Below are 23,737 nucleotides of genomic sequence, written 5' to 3'. Positions count from 1 at the left end.
CTTCTTACTCCTGATTCACGCGATTAAGCTTGCCCACAGCGGCAGCCATCAGAACTTCCTGGGTGGCCTGCTCGCGAGTGAATTCACCACCGAGATGCCCTTCATGCATGACGATAATGCGATCGCTCATGCCTAATACTTCTGGCATCTCGGAAGAGACCAGAATGATGCTCAGGCCGTCGGCCTTGAACTGGTTAATCAGCTGATAGATCTCTTTCTTGGCCCCAACGTCCACGCCGCGGGTTGGCTCATCAAGGATCAGCACTTTCGGGCGCGTCATCAGACCGCGCGCAATGGCCACTTTTTGCTGATTACCACCGGACAACAGGCCAATCGCCTGCTCCATCGACGGCGTTTTAACGTTGAAGAGACGGATAAAATCGCTGACCGCCTGCTGTTCATCTTTGTGCTTCAGGCTGCCACCGCTGCGGCTGAAATAGCGCAGGGCAGTAAGCGACATGTTCTCTTTTACCGACATCCCCAGCACTAAGCCGTCACGCTTGCGGTCTTCGGAGATATAGACGATGCCGTTTGCCAGGCCATCCTGTGGAGAGCGAGTCACCACCTCATGACCGTCGAGCGTGACATAACCGCTGGTACGCGGCAGTGCGCCATAGAGCACTTTCATCAGCTCGGTACGGCCTGCCCCCATTAACCCCGCCACGCCAAGGATCTCCCCCTGGCGCAGGGTAAAGGTGACATCGTTCACGCCCGGGCCACAGAGGTTATCCACCTTAAGGCGGATCTCACCCGGTGCTTTGTCCAGATGCGGATACTGGTCTTCGAGCTTACGTCCCACCATCATTTCGATAAGGGTATCTTCGGTCAGCGTGGCGACTTCGCGCTCGGCAATGAATTGCCCGTCGCGGAAGACCGTTACGTCGTCGCAGATCTCGAAAATCTCTTTCATACGGTGAGAGATATAGACAATCCCGCGTCCCTGCGATTTCAGCTCGCGGATAACGCGGAATAAAGATTCGGTTTCGGTGTCGGTCAGCGCGTCCGTCGGTTCATCCATAATGATGACCTTCGACTCAAAGCTCAGCACCTTCGCGATTTCAACCATTTGCTGATCGCCAATGGAAAGGTCGCCCACCAGACGGTCGCTCTTGAAGCGCAGGTTTAGCTTCGCCAGCAGTTTGTCCGCTTCGGCATACATCGTTTTCCAGTCGATTTTGCCAAACCGGTTAACGAACTCGCGTCCGAGGAAGATGTTTTCCGCAATGCTGAGCTGCGGGATCAGGTTCAGCTCCTGGTGGATAATACCGATACCCGCATCCTGGGAAGATTTCGGGCCGTTGAACGTGGTCTCTTTACCCAGCCACAGCAGCGAGCCGGCATCGCGTTGATAGATACCGGTCAGCACTTTCATCATAGTGGATTTGCCGGCCCCGTTTTCGCCCACCAGCGCCATTACGCGTCCGGGATAAACGTTCAGTGCCGCGCCAGAGAGGGCTTTTACGCCCGGGAACGCTTTATCGATCCCTTTCAGTTGCAGTAATGCGTCCATGATGGCCTCAGAAGGTGACGCCAGCACAGAGAATGATATTCGCATACGGGGAACACTCCCCGCTGCGAATCACCGCCTGACTGTCTGCGGTTTGTTGTTTGAATTGCTCGTGCGTTGTGTAACGAATTTCTATGGTGTTTCCCTGGTGTTGTTGCAGTTGCTCAATGTGGCTGAGCAACGTTTCGTGGAGTTGCGGATTATGGTGTTTAATTTCCGTCGCGAGAATGGCCGCCTCAACCTGCATCTCCGCCGTCACCACGTCCAGTACCTGCATAAACGAGGGCACGCCCTGCGTTAACGCCATATCAATACGGGTTGTGCTGCGTGGAACCGGTAAGCCTGCATCGCAAACCACCAGCGTATCGGTATGCCCAAGACGGGAAATAACCGATGAGATTTCTGCGTTAAGAACGGTGCCTTTCTTCATTTTCTTGCTCCACTAGCGAAACGTTTCGCTGAAATCAGTTTAGTCTTAACGGTGTTCAGAAAACCACCATGACATAACAGATTTGTGATCGGCGTCGAAACGTTTCGCTACGTGAAATGAGAAGGCGATAAATGCAAAAACGGTAACCCTTTGGTTACCGTTTTTTTAGGGTTGCACCCTCTCCATCCAGGAGAGGGCATCAGGCCACACGAGGACCTAGATTTCGACCTGCGTTCCCAGCTCAATCACACGGTTAGGCGGGATCTCAAACTGGTCAGGCGCGCGAAGGGCGTTACGCTGCAGGATAAGGTACAACTTGCCGCGCAGACGCAAATACCAGGGGCGCTTGCCGATAATCAGCGACTCGTGGGACATAAAGAACGAGGTCTCCATCATGCGACAGCTCAGACCTTCCAGACCGCAGCGATGGAACACCTCTTCGACGTTTGGTGTCTCACGCCAGCCGTAGCTTGCCACTACGCGCCAGAAGGTCGGCGACAGTTGCTCGATTTGCACGCGGCGGACATTGTGGACGTACGGGGCATCTTCGGTGCGCAGGGTCAGCAGGATCACGCGCTCGTGCAGCACTTTGTTGTGCTTGAGGTTATGCATCAGCGCAAACGGGATAACGTTCAGCGCACGCGACATATACACCGCGGTGCCCGGCACGCGTACCGGCGGCGATTTCTCCAGCGAGGCAATCATAGCCTCCAGGGAGTTACCGTGCTCATGCATACGGCGCAGAAGGCGGAAACGTTCGCTTTTCCACGTGGTCATGACAATGAACATCACCAGACCGAGCGTCAGCGGCAGCCAGCCACCGGAGACAATCTTGTCGAGGTTGGCGGAGAACAGCGGCACGTCAATGCACAGGAAGCCGACCAGAATCATCATCACGAGGAATTTGTTCCAGTGCCAGTTTCGGTACGCTACCGTGGTGGAGAGCAGCGAGGTCAGTACCATCGTACCGGTTACCGCAATACCGTACGCCGCCGCCAGGTTGCTGGAGTGCTCGAAGCTGACGATGACAATCACCACGGCGAAATAGAGCAGCCAGTTGATGAACGGAATGTAAATCTGGCCCGACTCCATCTCGGAGGTATGGATAATGCGCATAGGCGAGAGATACCCCAGACGCACGGCCTGACGCGTCAGAGAGAACACGCCTGAAATTACTGCCTGCGAGGCAATAACGGTCGCCAGCGTCGCCAGAATCAGCATGGGCACCAGCGCCCAGTCCGGAGCCAGCAGGAAGAATGGGTTCTTAATCGCCTCCGGGTTTTGCAGCAGCAGCGCACCCTGACCGAAATAGTTCAGCACCAGCGACGGCAGGACCACTAAAAACCACGCCACGCGGATAGGCAGTTTCCCGAAGTGCCCCATATCGGCATACAGCGCCTCAACACCGGTGATGGAGAGCACGACGGCACCGAGCGCGACGAAGGAAACCACTTTGTATTCAAGGAAGAAATGCACGGCCCAGTAAGGGTTCAGCGCATGCAGCACGTCCGGGTTAGCAATAATGCTGCGTAAACCGAGTGCCGCCAGGACCAGGAACCAGGCCAGCATAATCGGAGCGAACAGCTTGCCCACCAGCCCGGTGCCGTGCTTCTGGATGATGAACAGCAGCGTCAGGACAAGGATCGCCAGCGGAACAACCCATGAATCAAGCTGTGGCGCGATAATCTCCAGCCCCTCTATCGCCGAGAGAACCGAAATCGCGGGCGTAATGACGACTTCCCCATAGAAGAAGCTGCCGCCAATCAGGCCGATAATGACCAGCACCGACGTCATTCTGGCGGAGGTATTCCGCCCGGCAAGGGACATCAGAGTCAGGATCCCCCCTTCACCGGCGTTATCTGCACGCATAACGAAGGAGAGGTATTTCACTGAAACCACCAGGATCAGCAGCCAGAAGATGAGGGACAGGAAGCCAAAGACGGCATCGCGCTCAACACCAAAACCAAACTGACCGGACAGACATTCACGAAGCGTATAAAGCGGGCTGGTGCCGATATCACCGTAGACAACCCCGATCGCCGCAAGCGTTATTGCGGGTAATGATTGCTTATTATCAGTGCTCATAGACTAGTCTTTTCGTTTAAATAACAAATGTGTGCTTAGTCCCTTGGCCCACAAAAAGCGCACAGTATGCACGATTCAATGCAAAATCGTACCCCTAAATGCAACCGCATTAATGTAGCGCAAAGAAAATAGCGCCGCACTTCAGTCTATTACCAGCCCTGACTGAAACGTCTATACTCGCTTCAATTGGCCGCCACGACGGCGAAAGGATGCAAAACTATTATGGCTCACTCACATTTAATAGCAGAAAGAATTTCCCGCCTCAGCGGCGCGCTGGAAAAAGGCCTTTTCGAGCGTAGCCACGCCATTCGCCTCTGTTTACTGGCGGCGTTGAGCGGTGAAAGCGTCTTTCTGCTTGGTCCTCCGGGCATCGCCAAAAGCCTGATTGCCCGCCGGCTGAAATTTGCCTTTCAGAACGCCCGCGCTTTCGAATACCTGATGACCCGCTTTTCCACCCCAGAAGAAGTTTTCGGCCCGCTTTCCATTCAGGCGCTGAAAGATGAAGGGCGCTATCAGCGCCTGACTGAGGGGTATCTTCCGGAAGCGGAAATTGTTTTTCTTGATGAGATCTGGAAAGCGGGGCCGGCTATTCTGAACACCCTGCTCACGGCGATAAACGAACGCCGATTCCGCAACGGTGCCAGCGAAGAGAAAATCCCGATGCGCCTGCTGGTGGCGGCCTCTAACGAACTCCCGGAAGCCGACAGCAGCCTTGAAGCGCTGTATGACCGCATGCTGATCCGCCTGTGGCTCGACAAAGTGCAGGATAAATCCAACTTCCGCTCGATGCTGGTCAGCCAGCAGGATGAGAATGAAAACCCGGTCCCCGCTTCGCTGCAGGTCACGGATGAGGAGTATTACCAGTGGCAGGAGGATATCGGCAAAATCACACTGCCGGATTCGGTGTTTGAGCTGATCTATCTGCTGCGCCAGCAGCTCGATTTACTGCCTTCTGCGCCGTATGTCTCCGACCGTCGCTGGAAAAAAGCGATCCGCCTGCTGCAGGCCAGCGCCCTGTTCAGCGGCCGCGATGCCGTTGCGCCAATCGATCTGATCCTTTTAAAAGATTGTCTCTGGCACGACGCGGAAGGCATGAACCTGATGCAGCAGCAGCTTGACGTATTGATGACCGGACACGCCTGGGGCCAGCAGTCGATGCTCAACCAGCTCGGGGCGATTGCCCAACGGCGTATTCAGCTGCAGCAACAACAAAGCGACAAAACAGCGCTGAAAGTAAACCGCCTTGGCGGTATGTTCGCCCGCAAAGCGCATTATGAGCTGCCGTCCGAACTGACCAGTACAACGCTGACGCTCCTGCTTCAGCAGCCCCTTAAGCTTCATGACATGCAGGTGGTCCATATCACCGTGGAGCGAGAGCCACTGGCTCAGTGGCTTGATAAGGGCGGGGAGATCCGCGGCAAACTCAACGGCATCGGTTTTGCCCAGCCGCTGACGCTGGAAGTGGACAGCAGCCAGCATCTGGTGATCCGCGACGTCAGCCTGCAGGGATCGCGTCTTGCGCTTCCGGGAACCGCCTCTGACAGCGTGCCGGAAGAGATTAAACGCCAGCTTGAAGCGCTGGATACAGAATGGCACCAGCAACATACGCGCTTCAGCGAGCAGCAAAAATGCCTCTTTATTCATAGCGACTGGTTAGGTCGCATCGAAGCCAGCCTGCAGTATGTCAGCGCGCAGATCAAACAGGCTCGTCAATGCTAACGCTGGATACGCTTAACGTCATGCTGGCCGTCAGCGAAGAGGGGTTGATCGAAGAGGTGGTCATCACCCTTCTGGCCTCCCCGCAGCTGGCGGCTTTTTTTGAAAAATTCCCACGGCTCAAAAAGGCGATGACCGACGATCTCCCGCGCTGGCGCGAAAACCTGCGTCAGCGGTTCAAAGAGACCGAAGTCCCCCCTGAATTAACTGACGAGGTGGCCTGCTATCAGCAGTGCCAGCGGCTCTCTACGTCACAGTTTATCGCCCAGCTCCCGCAAACCCTGACGTTACTCGACACAGTACACTCTCCGTTTGCCAGCCAGGCGCGGGCGCTGGTCACGGATAACGCCACGTTTACCCCCGCGCTACACACCCTCTTTTTACAACGCTGGCGCCTCAGCCTGGTGGTGCAGGCCACAACGTTGAACCAGCAGTTGCTGGATGAGGAGCGTGAACAGCTGCTTAGCGAAGTGCAGGAACGCATGACCTTAAGCGGTCAGCTGGAGCAGGTGCTGGTGGAAAATGAAAACGCCGCCGGGCGTCTTTGGGATATGAGCGCTGGTCAGCTGCGGCGCGGAGATTACCAGCTCATCGTCAAGTACGGCGATTTTCTGGCACAGCAGCCAGAGCTGATGAAGCTTGCCGAACAGCTGGGTCGTTCACGGGAGGCCAAATCGGTCCCAAAGAAAGATGCCCCAATGGAGACCTTCCGCACCCTGGTCCGTGAACCGGCCACCGTGCCTGAGCAGGTGGATGGGCTCCAGCAAAGCGACGATATTTTGCGCCTGCTGCCCACGGAGCTGAGTACGCTGGGGATGACCGAGCTTGAGTACGAGTTTTATCGCCGGCTGGTGGAAAAACAGCTTCTGACCTACCGGTTGCATGGCGAAGCCTGGCGTGAAAAGCTCAGCCAGCGCCCGGTCATCCATCAGGATTTTGACGAACAGCCGCGCGGGCCTTTTATTGTGTGCGTGGATACGTCCGGCTCGATGGGAGGGTTTAACGAACAGTGCGCGAAAGCGTTCTGCCTGGCTCTGATGCGCGTGGCGCTCGCCGATCGACGTCGCTGCTTCATCATGCTCTTTTCCAGCGAAGTTGTGGGGTATGAATTGACCCATCAACAGGGTATTGAGCAGGCGATCCGCTTTTTAAGCCAGCGCTTTCGTGGCGGTACCGATCTGGCCAGCTGTTTTCGAAGCATCGTTGAGCGGATGCAGGGCGGAGACTGGTATGACGCTGACGCCGTGGTCATCTCCGATTTTATTGCCCAGCGGCTACCGGATGACGTGGTGAATAAAGTGAAGGAGCTACAGCGAGTGCATCAGCACCGTTTCCATGCTGTGGCGATGTCTGCCCATGGAAAACCCGGCATCATGCGCATCTTCGATCATATCTGGCGCTTTGATACCGGGTTACGTAGCCGCCTGCTAAGACGCTGGCAGCGCTAATTACAGAAGAGATTCAACGCGATCGCGTACCTGTTGTGGCCAGACACCGCACTGCACCTGACCAATATGAGGCAGCTGCAACAGCAGCATGGTCAGACGGGACTGGCCAATACCGCCGCCAATGGTCTGCGGCATCTCTCCGCGCAGCAGCGCCTGGTGCCACTCCAGCGTGAGACGATCTTCATCCCCGGTCAGTGCCAGCTGACGTTTCAGGGCGTCAGCATCCACGCGGATCCCCATTGAAGAGAGCTCAAACGCATCTTCCAGCACCGGGTTCCAGACCAGAATATCGCCGTTCAGACCGGCGCGTTCGCCCTCACCCGTCGTGCTCCAGTCATCATAATCCGGCGCACGCACATCATGGCGTTTACCGTCAGACAATTTGCCGCCAATCCCGATCAGGAACACAGCACCCAATTCTTTGGCGATCGCACGCTCACGGCCTTTGGCATCCAGATCGGGATAACGGCTCAGCAGTTCCTGACTGTGGACAAAGTGGATCGATTCCGGCAGGAACGGTGCCAGACCAAACTCTTTGCTCACTGCCGCTTCGGTCGCTTTGATCCCGGCGTAGATCGCCTCTACGGTGGATTTCAGCGTACCGACGTGACGCTCGCCATCGCCCATGACACGCTCCCAGTCCCATTGATCGACGTAGACAGAGTGCATTGGCGTAAGACGGTCTTCATCGGGGCGAAGGGCTTTCATGTGTGTGTAAAGCCCTTCGCCCGCGCTGAAGTCGTGTTGTCCCAGGGTTTGACGTTTCCACTTCGCAAGGGAATGCACCACTTCGAACTGGGCGTCTGGCAGTGTTTTCACTTTCACCTGTACCGCTTTTTCGCATCCAGAAAGGTTGTCCTGCGTCCCGTCACCCACGCGGCTGAGAATGGGCGCCTGGACTTCGATCAGACCAAGCTTGTCTTCCAGCTGACGTGAAAAATGGGATTTAACGAAGCTGATCTGGCGTTGTTTTGCGATGTAAGCGGTTTTCATTATTTATACTCCTGCGTCCTGTTGATAGAGATTAAGCAACAGAAATGGCCTGTTATTCAATAACCAATCAACAAAAAGCCCTCTTCACTTTTGATTCATTAAAATAAGGCGCTAGAATAGAGAGATTCATTAATGTTCATAAGAAAAAGCTATGGAAAATTATCAGATCGATAATCTGGACCGCGGCATCCTGGAGGCCTTAATGGCCAATGCACGTACTGCCTACGCGGAACTGGCGAAACAGTTTGGCGTCAGTCCGGGCACAATCCACGTTCGCGTGGAAAAGATGAAACAGGCGGGGATCATTACCGGCGCACGTATCGACGTCAGCCCTAAGCAGCTGGGTTATGACGTCTGCTGCTTTATTGGCATTATTCTCAAAAGCGCCAAAGACTATCCGTCAGCCCTGGCGAAGCTCAACGCGCTTGAAGAAGTCACAGAGGCGTACTACACCACCGGGCACTACAGTATCTTTATAAAGGTGATGTGCCGCTCCATTGATGCCCTCCAGCAGGTACTTATCAACAAGATCCAAACAATTGATGAAATTCAGTCCACTGAAACATTGATCTCCCTGCAGAACCCGATCATGCGTACCATCCGCCCCTGATCGGGCAAATTCATTCCCACATTTTCCACAGGTAGATCCCAGCTCGTTCACAGCGTACAATGAGCCCCTCTTTATTTGAGCGAGCGATCAATGGCGGACATTACCCTTATCAGTGGCAGCACCCTGGGCGGCGCGGAATACGTTGCGGAACATCTGGCTGAGAAGCTGGAAGACGCGGGCTTTTCCACCGAAACACTGCACGGCCCGTTGCTTGACGATCTCCCGACTGATGGGGTCTGGCTACTGATCACCTCGACGCACGGCGCAGGCGATCTGCCGGATAATCTGCAACCTTTATATGACGAACTGCTGGAACAGCAGCCTGACCTGTCAAACGTCCGTTTTGGCGCGGTGGGTATCGGCAGTCGTGAATATGACACCTTTTGCGGTGCAATAGAGAAAGTCGAAGCCGCTGTGACTGCCTGTGGGGCAAAACAGCTGGGTGAAACACTGAAGATCAACATCCTCGATCATGACATTCCGGAAGATCCAGCGGAGATCTGGCTGGGTGAATGGAAAAATTTACTCAAAAACGATTAAAGATCGCGCGAACAGATGTGGATAACTCTGGTTAAAAGCTCGTATTAAGCGGTAGTTATCCAAGTTATAACTCTGAGGCTGTTTTGGCCCTGTGTATAAAGTCGCGATCTGATCCCAGCTTATACTGGCCAGGATCACCGATCATTCACAGCAAACGATCCTTTCTAACTGCATGATCTTCATCGTGAGATCGGGCTTATCCACAGAGGTACTCGATCCTAATAAGAGATCACAATAGAACAGATCTCTAAATAAAAAGATCTTCTTTTTAATAGCCCAGGATCCCAATGCTTTCTCGAAAGACTAAAGTTGAGTAGAATCCACGGCCCGGGCTTCAATCCATTTTCATACCGCTTTACGCGAGGCAGACCACCATGTTTTATCAGGATCCTTTTGACGTCATCATCATTGGCGGGGGTCATGCAGGCACTGAGGCCGCAATGGCCGCAGCGCGAATGGGTCAGCAGACCCTGCTTTTGACACACAATATCGACACGCTGGGACAAATGTCCTGTAATCCGGCGATTGGCGGCATTGGGAAAGGACACCTGGTAAAAGAAGTGGATGCACTTGGCGGCCTGATGGCGAAAGCGATCGATCATGCCGGCATCCAGTTTAGGATACTAAACGCAAGCAAAGGTCCCGCTGTGCGCGCCACCCGTGCTCAGGCAGACCGCGTGCTTTACCGTCAGGCGGTACGTACTGCCCTGGAGAATCAGCCAAACCTGATGATCTTCCAGCAGGCGGTAGAAGATCTTATCGTTGAAAACGATCGCGTTGTGGGTGCCGTAACCCAGATGGGCCTCAAGTTCCGCGCGAAAGCCGTCGTACTGACTGTTGGGACCTTCCTGGATGGCAAAATCCATATCGGTCTGGATAACTACAGCGGTGGCCGTGCTGGCGATCCGCCGTCCATTCCGCTGTCTCGTCGTCTGCGTGAACTTCCGCTGCGCGTCAGTCGCCTGAAAACAGGCACGCCACCGCGTATTGATGCGCGCACCATTGATTTCAGCGTGCTGGCACAACAGCACGGTGATAACCCCATGCCGGTGTTCTCGTTCATGGGCAATGCGGCTCAACATCCGCAGCAGGTACCGTGCTACATCACGCATACCAACGAAAAAACCCATGACGTGATCCGCAATAACCTCGACCGCAGCCCAATGTACGCTGGCGTGATCGAAGGGATCGGCCCGCGTTACTGTCCATCGATCGAAGACAAGGTGATGCGCTTTGCCGATCGTAACCAGCACCAGATCTTCCTGGAGCCGGAAGGACTGACGTCAAATGAAATTTACCCGAACGGCATCTCCACCAGCCTGCCGTTCGATGTGCAGATGCAAATTGTTCGCTCAATGCAGGGTATGGAGAACGCGAAAATCGTTCGTCCTGGCTACGCTATTGAGTACGATTTCTTCGATCCGCGTGACCTGAAGCCAACCCTGGAGAGCAAATTCATCCACGGTCTGTTCTTCGCCGGCCAGATTAACGGCACGACCGGTTACGAAGAAGCTGCCGCTCAGGGTCTGCTTGCCGGTCTGAACGCAGCACGCTTCTCTGCGGAGAAAGAGGGCTGGGCACCTGCGCGTTCTCAGGCTTATCTGGGCGTGCTGGTCGACGATCTCTGCACCCTGGGTACGAAAGAACCGTACCGTATGTTTACCTCTCGCGCGGAATATCGCCTGATGCTGCGCGAAGATAACGCCGACCTGCGTCTGACCGAAGTGGGTCGTGAACTGGGTCTGGTAGATGACGAACGCTGGGCGCGCTTCAACGAAAAACTGGAACGTATTGAGCAGGAACGTCAGCGCCTGAAAACCACCTGGGTGAATCCCCAGGCGGAAACCGCTGCAGAAGTGAATGCTCACTTAACTGCGCCGCTTTCGCGCGAAGCCAGCGGCGAAGACTTGCTGCGTCGCCCTGAAGTGACCTACGAGAACCTGGTGAAACTGACCGCGTTCGCGCCTGGCCTTGACGACGCTGAAGCGGCTGAACAGGTTGAGATCCAGGTCAAATACGAAGGTTACATCGCGCGTCAGCAGGATGAGATTGAAAAACAGCAGCGCAACGAAAATACGCTGCTGCCGGAAATGCTGGACTACCGTCAGGTGACGGGGCTTTCCAATGAAGTGATCGCCAAGCTGAACGATCACAAGCCTGTGTCGATCGGTCAGGCGTCCCGTATCTCCGGTGTCACACCTGCCGCGATTTCGATTCTGCTGGTGTGGCTGAAAAAGCAAGGTATGCTGCGCCGTAGCGCATAATATCCAGTGCTTTTGGCGGGTGGCGCTTCGCTACCCGCCCTGCTAATTCGTAGGCCCGGTAAGCGCCACCGGGCAATTTATGTCTAAACAGGTACCCACTGTGCTCAATAAACTCTCTCGTCTGCTGGAACAGGCAGGTATTTCGCTCACCGATCACCAGAAAACTCAGCTGGTGGCCTATGTCGATATGCTGAACAAATGGAATAAAGCGTACAACCTGACGTCTGTTCGCGACCCCAACGAGATGCTGGTTCGTCATATCCTCGATAGCATCGTGGTTGCGCCGTATCTTAAAGGGGAGCGCTTTATCGATGTGGGCACAGGCCCTGGCCTGCCGGGGATCCCGCTGTCGATTGTCCGCCCTGAGAGCCATTTCACGCTGCTGGACAGCCTTGGCAAACGCGTCCGTTTTTTACGTCAGGTCCAGCATGAGCTGAAGCTGGAGAACATCGCCCCTGTACAGAGCAGGGTAGAGGCGTTCCCCGCGGAGCCACCGTTTGACGGTGTTATCAGCCGCGCGTTTGCGTCGCTCAATGATATGGTGAGCTGGTGTAAGCACTTGCCTGCACAAAATGGCCGCTTTTATGCCCTGAAAGGGCAGTTGCCGGGCGATGAAATTGAACAGCTTCCGGAGGGTTTTGCTGTCGAATCCGTTGAGAAATTAAACATTCCTCAGCTTGAGGGTGAACGCCATCTGGTGATAATTAAGCCAAACAATTTTTAAATATTTAATAAAAATTGTGGAATTAGTGCTGTTCTGACCATGTTAAATAACAGCACTAATTCTCTGGTTTTACCGAAGAGAATTTAACCTCTGTGTTACTAAGGTTTTTCTAACGGTTAACGTAACAGCCATTGTTCAGCATGAAGATAGTCAACATCGAAAATATCAGCCTGCTAAAAGTGGAATACGGCAACCAGAATCGAATGTTAAATATTTATTAAGAATGTCAATAAAAGGTTTTTATTGTATACCGGGCTGTTTTGAAAATAGTTACGATAATTTGTCTTTAATTTCATAAAGATGAAATAAACCGATTTGCGTCTTTGATAAATACACCCTTATCGCAAATGTGTATTTTGTGATCTCGTGCACGCTTTGTAGCCAACGTTTTCGCGCTGTTTGCAGTTTTGGTCGAAGGTCGTGGCTTTCAGGAAAAGTTAAAAAATAGCGGCGGGGAAAAATATTTAAACATTTATTCACCTTTTCGCTACTTAATGTTTGAAATCACGGGTGCGCACCGTATAATTTGACCGCTTTTTGATGCTTGACTCTGAGCCTTAAAGGACGTTTTATACGACACGCGGCATACCTCGAAGGGAGCAGGAGTAAAAACGTGATGTCTGTGTCGCTCTTGAGTAGAAACGTTGCTCGTAAGCTTCTGTTCATTCAGTTTCTGGCTGTGATAGCAAGTGGACTGCTGTTTAGCCTCAAAGACCCCTTCTGGGGCATCTCCGCCGTGTGCGGGGGTTTGGCGGTTGTTCTGCCAAACGTATTGTTTATGATTTTTGCCTGGCGTCATCAGGCGCATACACCCGCCAAAGGCCGTGTGGCCTGGTCCTTCGCTCTCGGTGAAGTGTGTAAGGTGTTGCTGACCTTTGCTCTACTGGTGATGGCGCTGGCGGTTTTGAAAGTGGTATTCATGCCGCTGATAGCAACGTGGGTTTTGGTGCTGGTGGTACAAGTTCTGGCTCCAGCTGTAATCAACAACAAAGGGTAAAAGGCATCATGGCTTCAGAAAATATGACGCCGCAGGATTACATAGGTCACCATCTGAATAACCTTCAGCTGGACCTGCGTACATTCTCGCTGGTGGATCCGCATAACCCCCCGGCCACCTTCTGGACGATCAACATCGACTCCATGTTCTTCTCGGTCGTTTTGGGTCTTCTGTTCCTGGCCATGTTCCGCGGTGTTGCGAAAAGAGCGACCAGCGGTGTTCCAGGGAAATTCCAGACGTTCATCGAAATGATCATCGGCTTCGTCCATGGCAGCGTCAAAGACATGTACCATGGTAAGAGCAAGCTGATTGCTCCGCTGGCCCTGACCGTGTTCGTTTGGGTGTTCCTGATGAACCTGATGGACCTGCTGCCAATCGATTTCCTGCCGTGGATTGGCGAACATGTCCTCGGTCTGCCAGCACTGCGCGTGGTGCCGTCCGCTGACGTGAACATCACCCTGTCGATGGCGCTGGGCGTGTTTATCCTGATTCTTTTCTACAGCATCAAAATGAAAGGCGTAAGCGGCTTCGTGAAAGAGCTTACCTTGCAGCCGTTCAACCACTGGGCGTTTATTCCGGTCAACCTGATCCTGGAAGGCGTTAGCCTGCTGTCCAAACCTGTTTCACTGGGTCTGCGACTGTTCGGCAACATGTATGCGGGTGAGCTGATTTTCATTCTGATCGCGGGTCTTCTGCCGTGGTGGTCACAGTGGATTCTGAATGTGCCTTGGGCCATTTTCCACATCCTGATCATTACGCTGCAAGCCTTTATCTTCATGGTTCTGACGATCGTCTATCTGTCGATGGCGTCTGAAGAGCACTGATTTTTTACCAACACTACTACGTTTTAATTGAAACAAACTGGAGACTGTCATGGAAAACCTGAATATGGATCTGCTGTACATGGCTGCCGCTGTGATGATGGGTCTGGCGGCTATCGGTGCTGCGATCGGTATCGGCATCCTCGGGGGCAAATTCCTGGAAGGCGCAGCGCGTCAACCTGATCTGATTCCTCTGCTGCGTACTCAGTTCTTTATCGTTATGGGTCTGGTGGATGCTATCCCAATGATCGCTGTAGGTCTGGGTCTGTACGTGATGTTTGCTGTCGCGTAGTAGTAGTTTTAAAACCCTAAGCCACAGATATTAAAGAGGTATTGTGCTGTGAACATGAACGCAACAATCCTCGGCCAGGCCATCGCGTTTATTCTCTTTGTCTGGTTCTGCATGAAGTATGTATGGCCGCCTTTAATGGCTGCCATCGAAAAACGTCAGAAAGAAATTGCTGACGGTCTGGCTTCTGCAGAACGCGCTAAGAAAGATTTGGACCTTGCACAGGCCAACGCGACAGACCAGCTGAAAAAAGCGAAAGCGGAAGCTCAGGTTATCATCGAACAGGCTAACAAACGCCGTTCGCAGATCCTGGACGAAGCCAAAGCTGAAGCAGAACAGGAACGTACTAAGATCGTGACACAAGCTCAGGCTGAAATTGAAGCTGAGCGTAAACGTGCTCGCGAAGAACTGCGTAAGCAGGTTGCGATTCTGGCTGTTGCTGGCGCCGAGAAGATCATCGAACGTTCCGTGGATGAAGCTGCTAACAGCGACATCGTGGACAAACTTGTCGCTGAACTGTAAGGAGGGAGGGGCTGATGTCTGAATTTGTTACGGTAGCTCGCCCCTACGCCAAAGCAGCTTTTGACTTTGCTGTCGAACACCAAAATGTCGATCGCTGGCAGGATATGCTGGCGTTTGCCGCTGAGGTGACGAAAAACGAACAAATGGCCGAGTTGCTTTCTGGTGCGTTAGCGCCTGAAACTCTCGCCGCGTCGTTTATCGCCGTGTGCGGAGAGCAACTGGATGCCAATGGTCAGAACCTGATTAAGGTAATGGCAGAAAATGGTCGTCTCCGTGTGCTCCCGGATGTTCTCGAGCAGTTTGAGCACTTACGTGCCCTTAGTGAAGCTACCGCTGAAGTCGAAGTGACTTCTGCGACTGAACTGAGTGATGAACAGCTTGCGAAAATCACCGCCGCGATGGAAAAACGTCTGTCACGCAAAGTTAAGCTGAATTGCAAAATCGATAAGTCTGTAATGGCAGGCGTAATCATCCGTTCGGGTGATATGGTCATTGATGGCAGCGTACGCGGCCGTCTTGAACGCCTTGCAGACGTCTTGCAGTCTTAAGGGGACTGGAGCATGCAACTGAATTCCACCGAAATCAGCGAACTGATCAAGCAGCGCATTGCTCAGTTCAGTGTTGTGAGCGAAGCTCACAACGAAGGTACTATTGTTTCTGTAAGTGACGGTGTTATCCGCATCCACGGCCTGGCCGATTGTATGCAGGGTGAGATGATTTCCCTGCCGGGTAACCGTTACGCTATCGCACTGAACCTGGAGCGCGACTCCGTAGGTGCAGTTGTGATGGGTCCATACGCTGACCTCGCCGAAGGCATGAAGGTTAAGTGTACTGGCCGTATTCTGGAAGTGCCGGTTGGCCGTGGCCTGCTGGGTCGCGTTGTTAACACCCTGGGTGCGCCAATCGACGGTAAAGGTCCGGTTGAGCACGATGGCTTCTCCCCAATCGAAGTTATCGCACCAGGCGTTATCGACCGTCAGTCCGTTGATCAGCCAGTGCAGACTGGTTATAAGTCCGTTGATGCCATGATTCCAATCGGTCGTGGCCAGCGTGAACTGATCATCGGTGACCGTCAGACTGGTAAAACCGCGATGGCTATCGACGCCATCATCAACCAGCGTGACTCCGGCATCAAATGTGTGTATGTGGCTATCGGCCAGAAAGCGTCCACCATTTCTAACGTGGTTCGTAAACTGGAAGAGCACGGCGCGCTGTCTAACACCATCGTTGTTGTGGCGACCGCTTCTGAATCTGCTGCACTGCAATACCTGGCACCATACGCCGGTTGCGCAATGGGCGAATACTTCCGTGACCGCGGTGAAGATGCGCTGATCGTATACGATGACCTGTCTAAACAGGCCGTTGCATATCGTCAGGTTTCCCTGCTGCTCCGTCGTCCACCTGGACGTGAAGCGTTCCCTGGCGACGTATTCTACCTCCACTCTCGTCTGCTGGAGCGTGCTTCCCGCGTTAACGCGGAATACGTCGAGAACTTCACCAAAGGTGAAGTGAAGGGTAAAACCGGCTCTCTGACCGCGCTGCCAATCATTGAAACCCAGGCGGGTGACGTTTCTGCGTTCGTTCCGACCAACGTAATCTCCATTACCGATGGTCAGATCTTCCTGGAAACCAACCTGTTTAACTCCGGTATTCGTCCGGCAGTTAACCCGGGTATCTCCGTATCCCGTGTGGGTGGTGCTGCTCAGACCAAGATCATCAAGAAACTGTCCGGTGGTATTCGTACCGCGCTGGCACAGTATCGTGAACTGGCTGCGTTCTCTCAGTTCGCATCCGATCTGGACGAAGCAACCCGTAAACAGCTGAGCCACGGTCAGAAAGTGACCGAGCTGCTGAAGCAAAAACAGTACGCACCAATGTCTGTTGCTCAGCAGGGCCTGGTTCTGTTCGCGGCTGAACGCGGTTACCTCGAAGATGTGGAACTGGCGAAAATCGGTAGCTTCGAAGCCGCTCTGCTGGCTTACGTCGACCGTGATCACGCTCCGCTGATGCAAGAGATCAACCAGACCGGTGGCTATAACGACGAAATCGAAGGCAAGCTGAAAGCTATCCTCGATTCCTTCAAAGCAACCCAATCCTGGTAATCGTCCGGCGGCTTGTCTCAGGACAAGCCGCCTGGCATTGAGGAGAAGCTCATGGCCGGCGCAAAAGAGATACGTAGTAAGATCGCAAGCGTCCAGAACACGCAAAAGATCACTAAAGCGATGGAGATGGTCGCCGCTTCCAAAATGCGTAAATCGCAGGATCGCATGGCGGCCAGCCGTCCTTATGCAGAAACCATGCGCAAAGTGATTGGTCACCTTGCAAACGGTAATCTGGAATATAAGCACCCTTACCTGGAAGAACGCGACGTTAAGCGCGTGGGCTACCTGGTGGTGTCGACCGACCGTGGTCTGTGTGGCGGCTTGAACATTAACCTGTTCAAAAAACTGCTGGCGGATATGAAAGCATGGTCTGAAAAAGGCGTTCAGTGCGATATCGCAATGATCGGCTCTAAAGGCGTCTCTTTCTTTAACTCCGTTGGTGGCAACATTGTCGCTCAGGTGACGGGTATGGGTGATAACCCTTCCCTGTCCGAGCTGATCGGCCCGGTTAAAGTGATGTTGCAGGCTTACGATGAAGGCCGTCTGGACAGACTGTACGTTGTCAGCAACAAATTTATTAACACCATGTCTCAGGTTCCAACGCTCACTCAGATGCTGCCTTTACCGGCATCAGAAGATGACGAGCTGAAGCAAAAATCCTGGGATTACCTGTATGAACCCGATCCGAAACCGCTGTTGGATACCCTGCTGCGTCGTTACGTTGAATCTCAGGTTTATCAGGGCGTTGTAGAAAACCTGGCCAGCGAGCAGGCCGCACGAATGGTGGCGATGAAAGCCGCGACCGATAATGGCGGCAGCCTGATTAAAGAGCTGCAGTTGGTTTACAACAAAGCTCGTCAGGCCAGCATTACTCAGGAACTCACCGAGATCGTCTCGGGGGCCGCCGCGGTTTAACCAGGTTTACGAATTACGTAGAGGATTCAAGATGGCTACTGGAAAGATTGTCCAGGTAATCGGCGCCGTGGTGGACGTCGAGTTCCCTCAGGACGCCGTACCACGCGTGTACGACGCGCTTGAGGTACAGAATGGTAACGAGAGCCTGGTGCTGGAAGTTCAGCAGCAGCTCGGCGGCGGTATCGTGCGTACCATCGCGATGGGTTCTTCCGACGGTCTGCGTCGTGGTCTGGAAGTTAAAGACCTTGAGCACCCGATCGAAGTCCCGGTAGGTAAAGCAACACTGGGTCGTATCATGAACGTATTGGGTCAACCAATCGACATGAAAGGCGACATCGGTGAAGAAGAGCGTTGGGCTATCCACCGCGCAGCACCTTCCTACGAAGAGCTGTCCAGCTCTCAGGAACTGCTGGAAACCGGCATCAAAGTTATCGACCTGATGTGTCCGTTTGCGAAGGGCGGTAAAGTTGGTCTGTTCGGTGGTGCGGGTGTAGGTAAAACCGTAAACATGATGGAGCTGATCCGTAACATCGCGATCGAGCACTCCGGTTACTCCGTATTTGCGGGCGTAGGTGAACGTACTCGTGAGGGTAACGACTTCTACCACGAAATGACCGACTCCAACGTTCTGGACAAAGTATCCCTGGTTTACGGCCAGATGAACGAGCCACCAGGAAACCGTCTGCGCGTTGCGCTGACTGGCCTGACTATGGCTGAGAAGTTCCGTGACGAAGGCCGTGACGTTCTGCTGTTCGTTGATAACATCTATCGTTACACCCTGGCCGGTACTGAAGTATCTGCACTGCTGGGTCGTATGCCTTCAGCGGTAGGTTATCAGCCGACACTGGCAGAAGAGATGGGTGTTCTTCAGGAACGTATCACCTCTACCAAAACCGGTTCTATCACCTCCGTTCAGGCGGTATACGTACCTGCGGATGACTTGACTGACCCATCCCCAGCCACCACCTTTGCGCACCTTGACGCAACCGTGGTACTGAGCCGTCAGATCGCGTCTCTGGGTATCTACCCGGCCGTTGACCCGCTGGACTCCACCAGCCGTCAGCTGGATCCACTGGTTGTGGGTCAGGAACACTACGACACCGCGCGTGGCGTACAGTCCCTGCTGCAGCGTTACCAGGAACTGAAAGACATCATCGCCATCCTGGGTATGGATGAGCTGTCTGAAGAAGACAAACTGGTGGTAGCACGTGCGCGTAAGATCCAGCGCTTCCTGTCCCAGCCGTTCTTCGTTGCGGAAGTATTCACCGGTTCTCCGGGTAAATACGTTTCCCTGAAAGACACCATCCGTGGCTTTAAAGGCATCATGGAAGGCGAATACGATCACCTGCCGGAGCAGGCGTTCTACATGGTTGGTTCCATCGACGAAGCCGTGGAAAAAGCCAAAAAACTTTAACGCCTTAATCGGAGGGTGATATGGCAATGACTTACCACCTGGACGTCGTCAGCGCAGAGCAACAAATGTTCTCTGGTCTGGTCGAGAAAATCCAGGTAACGGGTAGTGAAGGTGAACTGGGTATTTTCCCGGGTCACGCACCGCTGCTCACCGCCATTAAGCCTGGTATGATCCGCATCGTTAAACAGTTCGGTCATGAAGAGTTTATCTATCTGTCCGGCGGCATTCTTGAAGTGCAGCCTGGCAGCGTGACCGTTCTGGCCGATACCGCTATTCGTGGCCAGGATCTCGACGAAGCACGAGCCCTGGAATCGAAGCGTAAGGCTGAAGAGCACATTAGCAGCTCTCATGGTGACGTGGATTACGCTCAGGCGTCTGCGGAGCTGGCCAAAGCGATCGCGAAACTGCGCGTTATCGAGTTGACCAAAAAAGCGATGTAACACCGGCTTGAAAAGCACAAAGCCAGTCTGGTTTCCAGGCTGGCTTTTTTTATGGTTTCGTATCACACCGATCTTTATTCATGATCCAAAAGAATAGCTAAGCTATTGTGTGTGCTAGCGACTTATCGCGAGAAGGCTATTTTCCAGAGAAAAAGGGGTTTACTCTGCCCCTAAAAATGGCCTCAAATAGCCATTATTGGCTGATGTTGAACGTTTTACCGCCACTCCATTTTATGACGCAAAATATGTAGAATTTTCAACGTCAACGGGTTTAACTTCTTACTCAAATTACAGTCAGGACGCGTATGTTGAACAATACAATGAGCGTGGTCATCCTTGCCGCCGGTAAAGGTACCCGCATGTATTCCGATCTTCCAAAGGTACTGCACACGCTGGCAGGAAAGCCGATGGTGCAGCATGTCATTGATGCCGCTAATGAACTGGGTGCCCGTCAGGTCCATCTGGTCTATGGTCACGGCGGCGATCTGCTTAAAAAGACGCTGAACGATGACAAACTCAACTGGGTGCTTCAGGCAGAACAGTTGGGGACCGGACACGCCATGCAGCAGGCCGCCCCGTTCTTTGCGGATGACGAAGATATTCTGATGCTTTACGGCGACGTCCCGCTGATCTCTGTCGACACCCTTGCCCGCCTGCGTGAAGCTAAACCGCAGGGTGGCATCGGGTTGTTAACCGTCGTGCTTGACGATCCGACCGGCTATGGCCGCATTACCCGCGAAAACGGTAACGTAACGGGTATCGTTGAGCATAAAGATGCCAGCGACGCACAGCGTCAGATTCAGGAGATCAACACCGGTATCCTGATTGCCAATGGCGCGGACCTGAAGCGCTGGCTGTCGAAGCTCAACAACAATAATGCGCAGGGTGAGTACTACATCACCGACATCATCGCGATGGCCTATCAGGAAGGGCGTGAGATTGCGGCGGTTCATCCGGCACGGATTAGCGAAACCGAAGGGGTGAATAACCGCCTTCAGCTTTCCCGCCTGGAACGCGTTTATCAGTCCGAACAGGCTGAAAAACTGCTCCTGGCAGGCGTTATGCTGCGCGACCCGGCGCGTTTCGATCTGCGCGGGACCTTATCTCACGGGCGCGACGTTGAAATCGATACTAACGTTATCCTTGAAGGCAACGTCACGCTTGGCCACCGCGTCAAAATTGGTGCCGGTTGTGTTATCAAAAACAGCGTCATCGGTGACGACTGCGACATTAGCCCGTACAGCGTGGTTGAAGATGCACATCTGGACGCGGCATGCACCATTGGGCCGTTCGCACGCCTGCGCCCTGGCGCTGAATTGCTCGAAGGCGCCCATGTTGGCAACTTCGTTGAGATGAAAAAAGCGCGTCTGGGCAAAGGTTCCAAAGCCGGCCATTTAACCTACCTGGGCGATGCAGAGATTGGCGATAACGTGAACATTGGTGCAGGAACAATCACCTGCAACTATGACGGTGCCAACAAGTTTAAAACCATCATCGGTGATGATGTGTTTGTCGGTTCTGATACACAACTGGTGGCACCGGTGACGGTCGGGAACGGGGTAACCATTGCCGCCGGGACGACCGTGACGCGCGATGTTGCCGACAATGAGCTGGTGCTGAGCCGCGTGCCGCAGGTTCACAAGCAGGGCTGGAAACGCCCGGTGAAGAAAAAGTAACGACCTGCACCCTGCTCTCTCCCGCGAGGAGAGCGCTCGTTCGGTGCGGTGTTTTTCGCCCTCGCCCCTCTGGGGAGAGGGATGGGGTGAGGGGATAACATAATCCTCCCCCCAAAGGCAGTACTTATAACAATAACCCCACTCTCTACAAGGCTCGGGGTGCCCGGAAAGGGCAAATACAGGTCAGCGACAACGCATGGCATAACGCCATAATCAGGAAATTAAACTATGTGTGGAATTGTTGGCGCAGTTGCGCAGCGTGATATTGCTGAAATCCTTCTCGAAGGTTTACGTCGTCTGGAATACCGTGGTTACGACTCTGCCGGTCTGGCAGTTGTGGATGCAGAAGGGCATATGACCCGTCTGCGTCGTCTCGGTAAAGTGCAGATGCTGGCCCAGGCTGCGGAAGATCATCCGCTGCACGGTGGCACGGGTATTGCGCACACCCGCTGGGCGACCCACGGCGAACCGTCTGAAGGCAATGCGCACCCGCATGTGTCCGAACACATCGTGGTCGTGCATAACGGCATTATCGAAAACCACGAACCGCTGCGCGAAGAACTTAAAGCGCGCGGCTATACCTTCGTCTCTGAAACCGACACCGAAGTTATTGCTCACCTGGTTCACTGGGAGCTGGAGCAGGGCGGTACACTGCGTGAAGCGGTGCTGCGCGCGATCCCTCAGCTGCGCGGTGCATACGGTACGGTAATCATGGATTCACGCGATCCGTCCACGCTGCTGGCCGCACGTTCCGGTAGCCCAATGGTTATCGGTCTGGGCATGGGCGAGAACTTTATCGCCTCTGACCAGCTGGCACTTCTGCCGGTTACCCGTCGCTTTATCTTCCTGGAAGAGGGTGATATCGCGGAAGTGACGCGTCGCAGCGTGACGGTATTCGATACCAAAGGCGAGCAGGTGAAACGCCCGGAGATCGAATCCAATCTGCAGTACGACGCAGGCGACAAAGGCGCTTACCGTCACTACATGCAGAAAGAAATTTACGAGCAGCCGAACGCCATCAAAAACACCCTGACCGGGCGCATCAGCCACGGCGAGGTGGATCTGAGCGAACTGGGTGCCAACGCCAATGAGCTGCTCGGTAAGGTTGAGCATATTCAGATCGTGGCCTGCGGTACCTCCTACAACTCCGGTATGGTCTCCCGCTACTGGTTTGAATCCCTGGCCGGTGTTCCGTGTGACGTGGAAATCGCTTCAGAATTCCGCTACCGCAAATCCGCGGTGCGTCGTAATAGCCTGATGATCACCCTTTCCCAGTCTGGCGAAACGGCGGACACCCTGGCGGCGCTGCGTCTCTCTAAAGAGCTGGGCTATCTGGGCTCTCTGGCCATCTGTAACGTGCCGGGTTCTTCGCTGGTTCGTGAATCCGATCTGGCGCTGATGACCAACGCAGGCACGGAAATCGGCGTGGCCTCCACCAAAGCGTTTACCACTCAGCTGACCGTTCTGCTGATGCTGGTGGCGAAACTGGCGCGTCTGAAAGGGCAGGATGCGTCTGTTGAGCATGACATCGTTCATGGCCTGCAGGCGCTGCCAAGCCGTATTGAGCAGATGCTGTCTCAGGACAAACGCATTGAAGCGCTGGCGGAAGATTTCTCTGACAAACATCACGCCCTGTTCCTCGGCCGTGGCGATCAGTATCCAATTGCGCTGGAAGGCGCGTTGAAGCTGAAAGAGATCTCTTACATCCACGCGGAAGCTTACGCAGCAGGCGAGCTGAAACACGGCCCGCTGGCGCTGATTGACGCAGACATGCCGGTCATCGTTGTGGCACCTAACAACGAACTGCTGGAAAAACTGAAGTCCAATATCGAAGAAGTCCGCGCCCGCGGTGGTGTACTGTACGTCTTCGCCGATAAAGACGCCGGCTTTGCGAGCAGCGACAATATGCACATCATCGAGATGCCGCATGTGGAAGAGGTGATTGCCCCTATCTTCTACACCGTTCCGCTGCAGTTGCTGGCCTATCACGTCGCGCTGATCAAAGGCACTGACGTTGACCAGCCACGTAACCTGGCGAAATCGGTCACCGTAGAATAATCCCCTCAGGCTCCACCTTCGGGTGGAGCTTTTTACCCTTCCTGGTTTGTTTTTAATCAACCCATCCGCATTTTTATTTATGACAATCTGTCATCTTCAGCTACTTTTTTCAGTGTCACATAAAGAAAATATTTCTGAAAACTTGCTGTCATGTAAGTGGTTAACTAGATGATAATTAAATGAATT

General features: G+C 53.8%; 21 protein-coding genes. 17 read left to right on the top strand and 4 right to left on the bottom strand.

The window, feature by feature from the left end; all coding sequences use genetic code 11:
- Positions 1 to 4 precede the first annotated feature (4 nt).
- The 3 genes from rbsA to kup form a co-directional block, all read right to left on the bottom strand.
- On the bottom strand, positions 5 to 1,510 hold the full coding sequence (rbsA, locus tag QE396_RS17015; protein ID WP_020882771.1) for a ribose ABC transporter ATP-binding protein RbsA: 1,506 nt from the start codon (positions 1,508 to 1,510) through the stop codon (positions 5 to 7).
- A 7-nt stretch (positions 1,511 to 1,517) separates the two neighbouring features.
- Complete coding sequence (gene rbsD, locus QE396_RS17010) at positions 1,518 to 1,937, bottom strand: D-ribose pyranase (protein WP_020882770.1); 420 nt, start codon at positions 1,935 to 1,937, stop codon at positions 1,518 to 1,520.
- A gap of 216 nt (positions 1,938 to 2,153) precedes the next feature.
- The gene (gene kup / locus QE396_RS17005) at positions 2,154 to 4,022 is read right to left on the bottom strand and encodes a low affinity potassium transporter Kup (RefSeq protein WP_014172271.1); all 1,869 of its coding nucleotides are present in this window, start codon (positions 4,020 to 4,022) and stop codon (positions 2,154 to 2,156) included.
- A gap of 222 nt (positions 4,023 to 4,244) precedes the next feature.
- On the opposite strand from kup, the gene ravA reads away from it, so the two are divergent.
- Both ravA and viaA read left to right on the top strand, forming a co-directional pair.
- Complete coding sequence (gene ravA / locus QE396_RS17000; protein ID WP_020882769.1) at positions 4,245 to 5,741, top strand: ATPase RavA; 1,497 nt, start codon at positions 4,245 to 4,247, stop codon at positions 5,739 to 5,741.
- Positions 5,735 to 7,186 (top strand): ATPase RavA stimulator ViaA, encoded by a 1,452-nt coding sequence (gene viaA / locus QE396_RS16995; RefSeq protein WP_014172273.1) that lies wholly within the window; start codon positions 5,735 to 5,737, stop codon positions 7,184 to 7,186. The genes ravA and viaA overlap by 7 nt, the downstream gene beginning before the upstream one ends.
- Here viaA and asnA read toward each other — a convergent pair whose 3' ends face one another.
- Positions 7,187 to 8,179: an aspartate--ammonia ligase gene (asnA, locus tag QE396_RS16990; protein WP_020882768.1), complete on the bottom strand. Its 993-nt coding sequence runs from the start codon at positions 8,177 to 8,179 to the stop codon at positions 7,187 to 7,189. It lies immediately after the preceding gene.
- Positions 8,180 to 8,330: 151 nt separating this feature from the next.
- On the opposite strand from asnA, the gene asnC reads away from it, so the two are divergent.
- The 15 genes from asnC to glmS all read left to right on the top strand — a co-directional run bounded on the left by asnC (position 8,331) and on the right by glmS (position 23,551).
- Positions 8,331 to 8,789, top strand: coding sequence for a transcriptional regulator AsnC (gene asnC, locus QE396_RS16985; RefSeq protein ID WP_014172275.1), 459 nt, complete (start codon positions 8,331 to 8,333; stop codon positions 8,787 to 8,789).
- A 90-nt stretch (positions 8,790 to 8,879) separates the two neighbouring features.
- Positions 8,880 to 9,329, top strand: coding sequence for an FMN-binding protein MioC (gene mioC, locus QE396_RS16980; RefSeq protein WP_020882767.1), 450 nt, complete (start codon positions 8,880 to 8,882; stop codon positions 9,327 to 9,329).
- Between the two features lie 374 nt (positions 9,330 to 9,703).
- On the top strand, positions 9,704 to 11,593 hold the full coding sequence (gene mnmG, locus QE396_RS16975; protein WP_020882766.1) for a tRNA uridine-5-carboxymethylaminomethyl(34) synthesis enzyme MnmG: 1,890 nt from the start codon (positions 9,704 to 9,706) through the stop codon (positions 11,591 to 11,593).
- Between the two features lie 100 nt (positions 11,594 to 11,693).
- On the top strand, positions 11,694 to 12,317 hold the full coding sequence (gene rsmG / locus QE396_RS16970) for a 16S rRNA (guanine(527)-N(7))-methyltransferase RsmG (RefSeq protein ID WP_020882765.1): 624 nt from the start codon (positions 11,694 to 11,696) through the stop codon (positions 12,315 to 12,317).
- 616 nt (positions 12,318 to 12,933) lie between these two features.
- Complete coding sequence (atpI, locus tag QE396_RS16965) at positions 12,934 to 13,314, top strand: F0F1 ATP synthase subunit I (protein ID WP_008500194.1); 381 nt, start codon at positions 12,934 to 12,936, stop codon at positions 13,312 to 13,314.
- An 8-nt stretch (positions 13,315 to 13,322) separates the two neighbouring features.
- Positions 13,323 to 14,138 carry a F0F1 ATP synthase subunit A gene (atpB, locus tag QE396_RS16960; protein WP_014172280.1) on the top strand — a complete coding sequence of 272 codons (816 nt, stop codon included), beginning with the start codon at positions 13,323 to 13,325 and terminating at the stop codon, positions 14,136 to 14,138.
- 49 nt (positions 14,139 to 14,187) lie between these two features.
- Complete coding sequence (gene atpE, locus QE396_RS16955; RefSeq protein ID WP_000429386.1) at positions 14,188 to 14,427, top strand: F0F1 ATP synthase subunit C; 240 nt, start codon at positions 14,188 to 14,190, stop codon at positions 14,425 to 14,427.
- A 48-nt stretch (positions 14,428 to 14,475) separates the two neighbouring features.
- On the top strand, positions 14,476 to 14,946 hold the full coding sequence (gene atpF, locus QE396_RS16950; RefSeq protein ID WP_003862370.1) for a F0F1 ATP synthase subunit B: 471 nt from the start codon (positions 14,476 to 14,478) through the stop codon (positions 14,944 to 14,946).
- Positions 14,947 to 14,960: 14 nt separating this feature from the next.
- Complete coding sequence (atpH, locus tag QE396_RS16945) at positions 14,961 to 15,494, top strand: F0F1 ATP synthase subunit delta (protein WP_014172281.1); 534 nt, start codon at positions 14,961 to 14,963, stop codon at positions 15,492 to 15,494.
- Between the two features lie 12 nt (positions 15,495 to 15,506).
- Positions 15,507 to 17,048, top strand: a complete 1,542-nt coding sequence (gene atpA / locus QE396_RS16940) for a F0F1 ATP synthase subunit alpha (RefSeq protein WP_006808751.1) — start codon at positions 15,507 to 15,509, stop codon at positions 17,046 to 17,048.
- A 51-nt stretch (positions 17,049 to 17,099) separates the two neighbouring features.
- On the top strand, positions 17,100 to 17,963 hold the full coding sequence (gene atpG / locus QE396_RS16935) for a F0F1 ATP synthase subunit gamma (protein WP_020882764.1): 864 nt from the start codon (positions 17,100 to 17,102) through the stop codon (positions 17,961 to 17,963).
- 31 nt (positions 17,964 to 17,994) lie between these two features.
- The gene (gene atpD, locus QE396_RS16930) at positions 17,995 to 19,377 is read left to right on the top strand and encodes a F0F1 ATP synthase subunit beta (RefSeq protein ID WP_006177559.1); all 1,383 of its coding nucleotides are present in this window, start codon (positions 17,995 to 17,997) and stop codon (positions 19,375 to 19,377) included.
- A 20-nt stretch (positions 19,378 to 19,397) separates the two neighbouring features.
- Complete coding sequence (locus tag QE396_RS16925) at positions 19,398 to 19,817, top strand: F0F1 ATP synthase subunit epsilon (RefSeq protein ID WP_006177560.1); 420 nt, start codon at positions 19,398 to 19,400, stop codon at positions 19,815 to 19,817.
- A gap of 305 nt (positions 19,818 to 20,122) precedes the next feature.
- Positions 20,123 to 21,493: a bifunctional UDP-N-acetylglucosamine diphosphorylase/glucosamine-1-phosphate N-acetyltransferase GlmU gene (gene glmU, locus QE396_RS16920; RefSeq protein WP_032679280.1), complete on the top strand. Its 1,371-nt coding sequence runs from the start codon at positions 20,123 to 20,125 to the stop codon at positions 21,491 to 21,493.
- A 228-nt stretch (positions 21,494 to 21,721) separates the two neighbouring features.
- Positions 21,722 to 23,551: a glutamine--fructose-6-phosphate transaminase (isomerizing) gene (glmS, locus tag QE396_RS16915; protein WP_047954840.1), complete on the top strand. Its 1,830-nt coding sequence runs from the start codon at positions 21,722 to 21,724 to the stop codon at positions 23,549 to 23,551.
- Positions 23,552 to 23,737: the final 186 nt, after the last annotated feature.

The sequence above is a fragment of the Enterobacter sp. SORGH_AS_0287 genome, from assembly GCF_031453695.1.
GTDB lineage: Bacteria > Pseudomonadota > Gammaproteobacteria > Enterobacterales > Enterobacteriaceae > Enterobacter > Enterobacter ludwigii.
This window is presented reverse-complemented; position numbering and strand designations above follow the sequence as displayed.